The following is a 6,870-nucleotide window of genomic DNA, read 5'->3' as shown; positions in this document are numbered from 1 at the left end:
TTCCGATCGCCATGGAGGAGAAGCTGCGCTTCGCCATCCGTGAAGGCGGCCGCACCGTCGGCGCCGGCGTCGTCGCCGCCATCATCGAGTGATCAACAAGAACGAAACGCGCTGCGCACCGGCGTGCGCGTTTCCTCTTCCTGGAGCCAATTGAGCCATGAACGGCCAGAACATTCGAATTCGCCTGAAGGCGTTCGATCACCGCATCCTCGATGCGTCGACGCGCGAGATCGTCGCCACGGCCAAGCGCACGGGTGCGCAGGTGCGCGGCCCGATCCCGCTGCCCACGCGGATCGAGAAGTTCACCGTCAACCGTTCGCCTCACATCGACAAGAAGTCGCGTGAGCAGTTCGAGATGCGCACCCACAAGCGCCTGCTCGATATCGTCGATCCGACGCCCCAGACGGTGGACGCGCTGATGAAGCTCGACCTCGCCGCCGGCGTTGACGTCGAAATCAAGCTCTGACGTGGTGCGAGGAGACACGACCATGCGGTCAGGCGTCATCGCCCAGAAGGTCGGCATGACCCGCATCTTCACCGATGCTGGCGAGCACGTGCCGGTCACTGTGCTGAAGGTTGAGAGCTGCCAGGTGGTTGCCCACCGCACGCTCGACAAGAATGGCTACGTCGCGGTCCAGCTCGGTGCTGGCCGTCGCAAGCCCAAGAACGTGACCCGCGCCGAGCGCGGCCACTTCGCCGTGGCTCAGGTTGAGCCCAAGCGGAAGATGGCCGAGTTCCGCGTGCCGGAAGACGGGCTCATCCCCGTCGGTGCCGAGATCACCGCTGACCACTTCGTCGTGGGCCAGTATGTGGACGTCACCGGCACCACCATCGGCAAGGGCTTCGCCGGCGGCATGAAGCGCCACAACTTCGGTGGTCTTCGCGCCTCGCACGGCGTCTCCATCTCGCATCGTTCGATCGGTTCGACCGGCGGCCGTCAGGACCCCGGCAAGACCTTCAAGAACAAGAAGATGCCTGGCCACATGGGTGACGTCACCGTCACCACCCAGAACCTGAAGGTCGTGATGACCGACGTCGAGCGCGGCCTCATCGCCGTCGAAGGCGCCGTTCCCGGCCATGCGGGTGGCTGGATCACCGTTCGCGACGCCGTGAAGAAGAAGCTGCCCGCCGAGGCCCCCAAGCCCGGCGCGTTCAAGCTCGGCAACGGTTCGGACGCGGCTCCCGCCGCTGAAGCCGCCAATGAGGAGGGCGCGTGATGGAACTCACCGTCAAGACGCTCGACGGCTCCGAAGCCGGCTCCGTGACCCTGTCGGACGAGATCTTCGGTCTCGAGCCGCGCGCGGACATCCTGCATCGTTGCGTGACCTGGCAGCTTTCGCGCCGCCAGGCCGGCACGCACCGCACCAAGGGCCGTTCGGAAATCAACCGCACGTCCAAGAAGCTGTACAAGCAGAAGGGCACCGGCAACGCCCGTCACGGCGCCGCGTCCGCTCCGCAGTTCCGCGGCGGCGGTCGTGCCTTCGGCCCGGTGGTGCGCTCGCACGCCATCGACCTGCCGAAGAAGGTCCGTGCCCTTGCGCTGAAGCATGCGCTGTCGTCGAAGGCGAAGGCCGAGCAGATCATCGTGCTCGACACCGCCAACCTGGCCGATCCGAAGACCAAGGCGCTCAAGGAGCGGCTTGAGAAGCTCGGCATCTCGTCCGTTCTCTTCGTGGACGGCGCCCAGGTGGAGCAGAACATCGCGCTCGCGGCGCGCAACCTGCCCTACGTGGACGTGCTGCCCATCCAGGGCATCAACGTCTATGACATCCTGCGCCGCGACACCCTGGTCCTGACCAAGGCCGCCGTGGACGCGCTGGAGGCGCGCTTCAAATGAGCACGCGCAACATCGAACCGCGTCATTACGACGTGATCGTCTCGCCCGTCATCACCGAAAAGGCGACGACCGCGAGCGAGCAGAACAAGGTTGTCTTCAACGTCGCGAAGACCGCTTCCAAGCCTTCCATCAAGGAAGCCGTGGAGAAGCTTTTCGACGTGAAGGTCAAGAGCGTGAACACGCTGGTCCGTAAGGGCAAGACGAAAATCTTCAAGGGCCGCAAGGGCGTCCAGAGCGACGTCAAGAAGGCGGTCGTGACCCTCGAAGAGGGCCAGAAGATCGACATCACCACGGGCCTCTGAGAGCCGAGGGGAACGGGATAAGACCATGGCGCTGAAGCATTTCAAGCCGGTCACGCCGAGCCTTCGCCAGCTCGTGATCGTGGACCGCTCCGGCCTCTACAAGGGCAAGCCGGTCAAGACCCTGACCGAGGGCAAGAGCTCCTCGGGCGGACGCAACAACAATGGCCGCATCACCGTCCGCTTCCGCGGCGGCGGCCATAAGCAGACCTATCGTCTCGTCGACTTCAAGCGCCTCAAGCGCGGCATGTCGGCGACGGTGGAGCGGCTGGAATACGATCCGAACCGCACCTCGTTCATCGCCCTCATCAAGTATGAGGACGGCGAGCTCGCCTACATCCTGGCGCCGCAGCGCCTGGCCGTGGGCGACCAGGTGATCGCCGGCGACAACGTGGACGTGAAGCCCGGCAATGCCGGCCCGCTGTCCTCGCTCCCGGTCGGCACGATCGTGCACAACGTCGAGCTGAAGATCGGCAAGGGCGGTCAGATCGCCCGCTCCGCCGGCACCTACGCTCAGATCGTCGGCCGCGACGAAGGCTACGTGATCGTTCGCCTGAACTCCGGCGAGCAGCGCCTCGTGCACGGTGCGTGCTACGCCACCGTCGGTGCGGTCTCGAACCCGGACCACATGAACATCTCGCTGGGCAAGGCCGGCCGTAGCCGGTGGCTGGGCCAGCGTCCGCATAACCGCGGCGTCGTCATGAACCCGGTGGATCACCCGCACGGCGGCGGTGAAGGCCGCACCTCGGGCGGCCGTCATCCGGTCACGCCCTGGGGCATCCCCACCAAGGGCAAGAAGACCCGCAGCAACAAGGCGACGGACAAGTTCATCGTGTCCAGCCGCCACAAGCGCAAGAAGTGAGGGCCTGAGCTATGTCTCGCTCTGTCTGGAAAGGCCCGTTCGTCGACGGCTACCTGCTGAAGAAGGCGGAAGCTGCCGCGGGTTCGGGTCGCCGCGATGTGATCAAGATCTGGAGCCGGCGCTCCACCATTCTGCCCCAGTTCGTGGGCTTAACCTTCGGCGTCTACAACGGTCACAAGCACGTGCCCGTGAATGTCACCGAGGACATGATCGGCCAGAAGTTCGGCGAGTTCGCTCCGACGCGGACTTACTACGGGCACGCGGCCGACAAGAAGTCGAAGCGGCGGTGATCGGTCATGGGTAAGCAGGCAAAGCCCCGCGCGCTCGCGGACAACGAAGCCAAGGCGGTGGCGCGCAACCTGCGCGTCTCGCCGCAGAAGCTCAACCTGGTCGCGGGTCTGATCCGCGGCAAGAAGGTGGCGACGGCGCTCGCCGATCTCGAGTTCTCCCACAAGCGGATCGCCCGCGATGTGAAGAAGTGCCTCGAGAGCGCGATCGCCAATGCCGAGAACAACCACGAGCTCGATGTCGACGATCTCATCGTCGCCGAGGCGCACGTGGGCAAGGGTCTGGTCATGAAGCGGTTCTCGCCGCGGGCGCGCGGTCGCGCCTCGCGTATCGAGAAGCCCTTCGCCCACATCACCATCGTGGTGCGGGAAGTCGAGGAGCGGGCCTGATGGGTCAGAAGGTCAATCCGGTCGGGCTCCGGCTCGGCATCAACCGCACGTGGGACAGCCGCTGGTTCGCCAACAAGGGCGAGTACGGCAAGCTGCTGCACGAGGACATCAAGATCCGCGAGATGCTGATGAAGCAGCTCAAGCAGGCGGCGGTGTCCAAGGTGGTGATCGAGCGCCCGCACAAGAAGTGCCGCGTGACCATCTACTCGGGTCGTCCGGGCGTGGTCATCGGCAAGAAGGGCGCGGACATCGACAAGCTGCGCAAGAAGGTCTCCGAGATGACCAACTCGGAAGTCTTCATCAACATCGTCGAGATCCGGAAGCCGGAAATCGACGCGCGCCTTGTCGCCGAGTCCATCGCCCAGCAGCTGGAGCGCCGCGTGGCCTTCCGTCGCGCCATGAAGCGCGCCGTGCAGTCCGCCATGCGCCTCGGCGCCGAGGGCATCCGTATCAATTGCTCGGGCCGTCTCGGCGGCGCTGAGATCGCGCGCCTTGAGTGGTACCGCGAGGGCCGCGTTCCGCTGCACACCCTGCGTGCGGACGTGGACTACGGCACCGCCACTGCCTTCACCACCTACGGCACCTGCGGTGTCAAGGTTTGGATCTTCAAGGGCGAGATCCTCGAGCACGATCCCATGGCGCAGGACAAGCGCCAGGCCGAGCAGGAAGCCGGTCCCTCTTCGCGTCCCCAGCGGCGCGAGCGCGGTGACCGTGAGCGTGGCGATCGCGGCGACCGCGACCGCGGCTCCCGGGCTTGATGGCCGGCTAGAGAGAAGGCGATCAAGCCATGCTGCAACCCAAGCGCACCAAGTTCCGCAAGCAGTTCAAGGGACGCATTCACGGCGTCGCCAAGGGCGGCACGGAATTGAACTTCGGCGAATTCGGCCTCAAGGCCGTCGAGCCGGAGCGCGTGACTGCCCGCCAGATCGAGGCGGCCCGCCGCGCGCTCACCCGCCACATGAAGCGCGCCGGACGCGTCTGGATCCGGGTGTTCCCGGACGTCCCGGTGTCGGCCAAGCCCACGGAAGTCCGTATGGGTAAGGGCAAGGGCGCGCCCGAGTATTGGGCGGCCCGCGTCAAGCCCGGCCGTATCATGTTCGAGATCGACGGGGTGAGCGTCGAGACCGCTCGCGAGGCGCTGACCCTCGCGGCTGCGAAGCTGCCCATCAAGACGCGCTTCATCCAGCGCATCGCCGAGTGAGGAGAGGCTCATGAAAGCCGAGGACGTTCGGGCCCTCAGCCCCGATCAGCTCGCCGATGAGCTGCTGAAGCTGAAGAAGGAGCAGTTCAACCTGCGCTTCCAGAAGGCGACGGGCCAGCTCGAGAATACCGCCCGGTCCAAGCAGATCCGCCGCGACATCGCGCGGATCAAGACCGTGCAGACTAATAAGCGCACCGGTTCGCCGGTGCAGAAGGCGAAGTGAGGAAGCGATGCCGAAGCGCGTGCTCCAGGGCGTCGTGGTGAGCGACAAGACCGACAAGACCGTGGTGGTCCGGGTGGAGCGCCGCTTCACCCATCCGCTGCTCAAGAAGACCGTGCGTCGGTCCAAGAAGTACCATGCCCATGACGAGGCCAATGCCTGGCATGTGGGTGATACGGTTTGGATCGAGGAGCACCGTCCGATCTCGAAGCTGAAGAACTGGATCGTGATCCAGGGCGAAAAGCGCGCCGAGGTCTGATAGAGAGTTTCCCGTCCGGATGGATCGTCCGGCCGGGAGGGCTCCGGTGCCGGGTCCGTCGATCGTCCCACGGGAGGATCGAGTGGAGACCGCACCGCGGCAACACCGTGTTCCGATGAGCGGGCACGGCGAACAAGGGTTAAGGCAATGCCGGTGCGCCGGCGGCGCCGGATGACGAGAACAGGTGCGTCATGATCCAGATGCAGACCAATCTCGACGTGGCGGACAATTCCGGCGCCCGTCGCGTCATGTGCATCAAGGTACTTGGCGGCTCGAAGCGGAAGTATGCCCACGTCGGCGACATCATCGTGGTGTCGGTCAAGGAGGCGATCCCGCGCGGCCGCGTGAAGAAGGGCGACGTGATGAAGGCCGTGGTGGTTCGCACCGCCAAGGACATCCGTCGCGTCGATGGCTCCGTGATCCGTTTCGACCGCAACGCGGCCGTGCTGATCAACAACAACAAGGAGCCGGTGGGCACCCGCATCTTCGGACCGGTTCCGCGAGAGCTGCGCTCCAAGAACCACATGAAGATCATCTCGCTGGCGCCGGAGGTGCTGTGATGGCCGCGAAGATCAAGAAGGGCGACAAGGTCGTCGTCCTCGCCGGCCGCGACAAGGGCCGCACCGGCGAGGTCATTCAGGTGATGCCGAAGGACGAGAAGGCTCTCGTGCGCGGCGTGAATATCGTTAAGCGTCACCAGCGCCAGTCGGCGAACCAGGAAGGCGGGATCATCTCCAAGGAGGCTCCCATCAACCTGTCGAACGTCGCCATTGCCGACCCCAAGGACGGCAAGCCGACCCGCGTCGGCTTCGAGGTGCTGGATGACGGACGCAAGGTCCGCGTGGCCAAGCGTTCCGGGGAGAGGATCGATGGCTGAGGCGACCTACAACGCGCGGCTGCGCACCTTCTATGACGAGGTGGTGCGGCCGAAGATGATCGAGCAGTTCGGCTACAAGAACGCCATGGAAGTGCCGGTCATCGAGAAGATCGTCATCAACATGGGCGTGGGCGAAGCCACCGCCGACACCAAGAAGGTGACGACCGCCGCTGCGGACCTCGCCCAGATCGCCGGCCAGAAGCCGGTCATCACCCGGGCCCGCAAGGCGATCTCGAACTTCAAGCTGCGCGAGAACCAGCCGGTCGGCGCGAAGGTCACCCTTCGCAAGACCCGCATGTACGAGTTCATGGACCGCCTCGTGACCGTGGCTCTGCCCCGCGTCCGCGACTTTCGCGGCCTGAACCCGAAGAGCTTTGACGGCCGTGGCAACTATGCCATGGGCGTGAAGGAGCACATCGTGTTCCCCGAGATCAACTACGACCGCGTCGAGCAGATCTGGGGCATGGACATCATCGTGTGCACCACGGCGAAGACCGATGAGGAAGCCCGCGCGCTTCTGAAGGCCTTCAACTTCCCCTTCCGCCAGTGAGCGGGTATGAGGGGCGCTTCGTTCGAAGCGCCTCTTCGGTTCCGGCTCATGGCCGGGCCCGGACGACGAGACGAGTGAGGACGTGATT

At 65.1% G+C, this 6,870-nt stretch carries 14 protein-coding genes and 1 pseudogene; all 15 read left to right on the top strand.

Annotated features, from left to right (window positions below):
• A pseudogene (locus FHT36_RS20795) lies at positions 1 to 92 on the top strand (elongation factor Tu); the annotation flags it as partial.
• A gap of 65 nt (positions 93 to 157) precedes the next feature.
• Positions 158 to 466, top strand: a complete 309-nt coding sequence (rpsJ, locus tag FHT36_RS20790) for a 30S ribosomal protein S10 (RefSeq protein ID WP_012113701.1) — start codon at positions 158 to 160, stop codon at positions 464 to 466.
• Between the two features lie 22 nt (positions 467 to 488).
• The gene (gene rplC, locus FHT36_RS20785; RefSeq protein WP_169124364.1) at positions 489 to 1,217 is read left to right on the top strand and encodes a 50S ribosomal protein L3; all 729 of its coding nucleotides are present in this window, start codon (positions 489 to 491) and stop codon (positions 1,215 to 1,217) included.
• Positions 1,217 to 1,837: a 50S ribosomal protein L4 gene (rplD, locus tag FHT36_RS20780; RefSeq protein ID WP_169124363.1), complete on the top strand. Its 621-nt coding sequence runs from the start codon at positions 1,217 to 1,219 to the stop codon at positions 1,835 to 1,837. The genes rplC and rplD overlap by 1 nt, the downstream gene beginning before the upstream one ends.
• Positions 1,834 to 2,139 carry a 50S ribosomal protein L23 gene (locus tag FHT36_RS20775; protein ID WP_168458253.1) on the top strand — a complete coding sequence of 102 codons (306 nt, stop codon included), beginning with the start codon at positions 1,834 to 1,836 and terminating at the stop codon, positions 2,137 to 2,139. Before rplD ends, FHT36_RS20775 begins: the two co-directional genes overlap by 4 nt.
• A gap of 25 nt (positions 2,140 to 2,164) precedes the next feature.
• Positions 2,165 to 2,998 carry a 50S ribosomal protein L2 gene (gene rplB, locus FHT36_RS20770; RefSeq protein WP_169124362.1) on the top strand — a complete coding sequence of 278 codons (834 nt, stop codon included), beginning with the start codon at positions 2,165 to 2,167 and terminating at the stop codon, positions 2,996 to 2,998.
• 11 nt (positions 2,999 to 3,009) lie between these two features.
• The gene (gene rpsS / locus FHT36_RS20765; RefSeq protein WP_168458251.1) at positions 3,010 to 3,288 is read left to right on the top strand and encodes a 30S ribosomal protein S19; all 279 of its coding nucleotides are present in this window, start codon (positions 3,010 to 3,012) and stop codon (positions 3,286 to 3,288) included.
• Between the two features lie 6 nt (positions 3,289 to 3,294).
• A complete protein-coding gene (rplV, locus tag FHT36_RS20760) occupies positions 3,295 to 3,675 on the top strand; it encodes a 50S ribosomal protein L22 (protein WP_038193664.1) in 381 nt (126 codons plus the stop codon).
• Entirely contained in the window at positions 3,675 to 4,433 is a 759-nt protein-coding gene (gene rpsC, locus FHT36_RS20755; RefSeq protein ID WP_169124361.1) for a 30S ribosomal protein S3, read from the top strand. The genes rplV and rpsC overlap by 1 nt, the downstream gene beginning before the upstream one ends.
• A gap of 29 nt (positions 4,434 to 4,462) precedes the next feature.
• Positions 4,463 to 4,876, top strand: coding sequence for a 50S ribosomal protein L16 (gene rplP / locus FHT36_RS20750; protein WP_169124360.1), 414 nt, complete (start codon positions 4,463 to 4,465; stop codon positions 4,874 to 4,876).
• A gap of 10 nt (positions 4,877 to 4,886) precedes the next feature.
• Positions 4,887 to 5,099 carry a 50S ribosomal protein L29 gene (gene rpmC / locus FHT36_RS20745; RefSeq protein WP_169124359.1) on the top strand — a complete coding sequence of 71 codons (213 nt, stop codon included), beginning with the start codon at positions 4,887 to 4,889 and terminating at the stop codon, positions 5,097 to 5,099.
• 7 nt (positions 5,100 to 5,106) lie between these two features.
• Positions 5,107 to 5,355, top strand: a complete 249-nt coding sequence (rpsQ, locus tag FHT36_RS20740; protein ID WP_169124358.1) for a 30S ribosomal protein S17 — start codon at positions 5,107 to 5,109, stop codon at positions 5,353 to 5,355.
• Between the two features lie 191 nt (positions 5,356 to 5,546).
• Positions 5,547 to 5,915: a 50S ribosomal protein L14 gene (gene rplN, locus FHT36_RS20735; protein WP_138398138.1), complete on the top strand. Its 369-nt coding sequence runs from the start codon at positions 5,547 to 5,549 to the stop codon at positions 5,913 to 5,915.
• Complete coding sequence (gene rplX / locus FHT36_RS20730) at positions 5,915 to 6,232, top strand: 50S ribosomal protein L24 (protein WP_169124357.1); 318 nt, start codon at positions 5,915 to 5,917, stop codon at positions 6,230 to 6,232. Before rplN ends, rplX begins: the two co-directional genes overlap by 1 nt.
• Entirely contained in the window at positions 6,225 to 6,782 is a 558-nt protein-coding gene (rplE, locus tag FHT36_RS20725; protein WP_169124356.1) for a 50S ribosomal protein L5, read from the top strand. Before rplX ends, rplE begins: the two co-directional genes overlap by 8 nt.
• The last annotated feature ends 88 nt before the right edge of the window (positions 6,783 to 6,870 follow it).

Origin of the sequence: Xanthobacter sp. SG618 (assembly GCF_012932745.1) — a bacterium.
Lineage (GTDB): Bacteria > Pseudomonadota > Alphaproteobacteria > Rhizobiales > Xanthobacteraceae > Xanthobacter > Xanthobacter flavus.
Note: the sequence above shows the minus strand (reverse complement) of the source record. Positions and strands in the feature narration are given on the sequence as shown.

Coding starts and splice junctions, on each gene's coding strand:
- rplN (WP_138398138.1), top strand. CDS start 5,547: ATGATCCAGATGCAGACCAATCTCGACGTGGCGGACAATTCCGGCGCC.
- rplD (WP_169124363.1), top strand. CDS start 1,217: ATGGAACTCACCGTCAAGACGCTCGACGGCTCCGAAGCCGGCTCCGTG.
- rplV (WP_038193664.1), top strand. CDS start 3,295: ATGGGTAAGCAGGCAAAGCCCCGCGCGCTCGCGGACAACGAAGCCAAG.
- rpmC (WP_169124359.1), top strand. CDS start 4,887: ATGAAAGCCGAGGACGTTCGGGCCCTCAGCCCCGATCAGCTCGCCGAT.
- rpsS (WP_168458251.1), top strand. CDS start 3,010: ATGTCTCGCTCTGTCTGGAAAGGCCCGTTCGTCGACGGCTACCTGCTG.
- rplE (WP_169124356.1), top strand. CDS start 6,225: ATGGCTGAGGCGACCTACAACGCGCGGCTGCGCACCTTCTATGACGAG.
- rpsJ (WP_012113701.1), top strand. CDS start 158: ATGAACGGCCAGAACATTCGAATTCGCCTGAAGGCGTTCGATCACCGC.
- FHT36_RS20775 (WP_168458253.1), top strand. CDS start 1,834: ATGAGCACGCGCAACATCGAACCGCGTCATTACGACGTGATCGTCTCG.
- rpsC (WP_169124361.1), top strand. CDS start 3,675: ATGGGTCAGAAGGTCAATCCGGTCGGGCTCCGGCTCGGCATCAACCGC.
- rpsQ (WP_169124358.1), top strand. CDS start 5,107: ATGCCGAAGCGCGTGCTCCAGGGCGTCGTGGTGAGCGACAAGACCGAC.
- rplX (WP_169124357.1), top strand. CDS start 5,915: ATGGCCGCGAAGATCAAGAAGGGCGACAAGGTCGTCGTCCTCGCCGGC.
- rplP (WP_169124360.1), top strand. CDS start 4,463: ATGCTGCAACCCAAGCGCACCAAGTTCCGCAAGCAGTTCAAGGGACGC.
- rplB (WP_169124362.1), top strand. CDS start 2,165: ATGGCGCTGAAGCATTTCAAGCCGGTCACGCCGAGCCTTCGCCAGCTC.
- rplC (WP_169124364.1), top strand. CDS start 489: ATGCGGTCAGGCGTCATCGCCCAGAAGGTCGGCATGACCCGCATCTTC.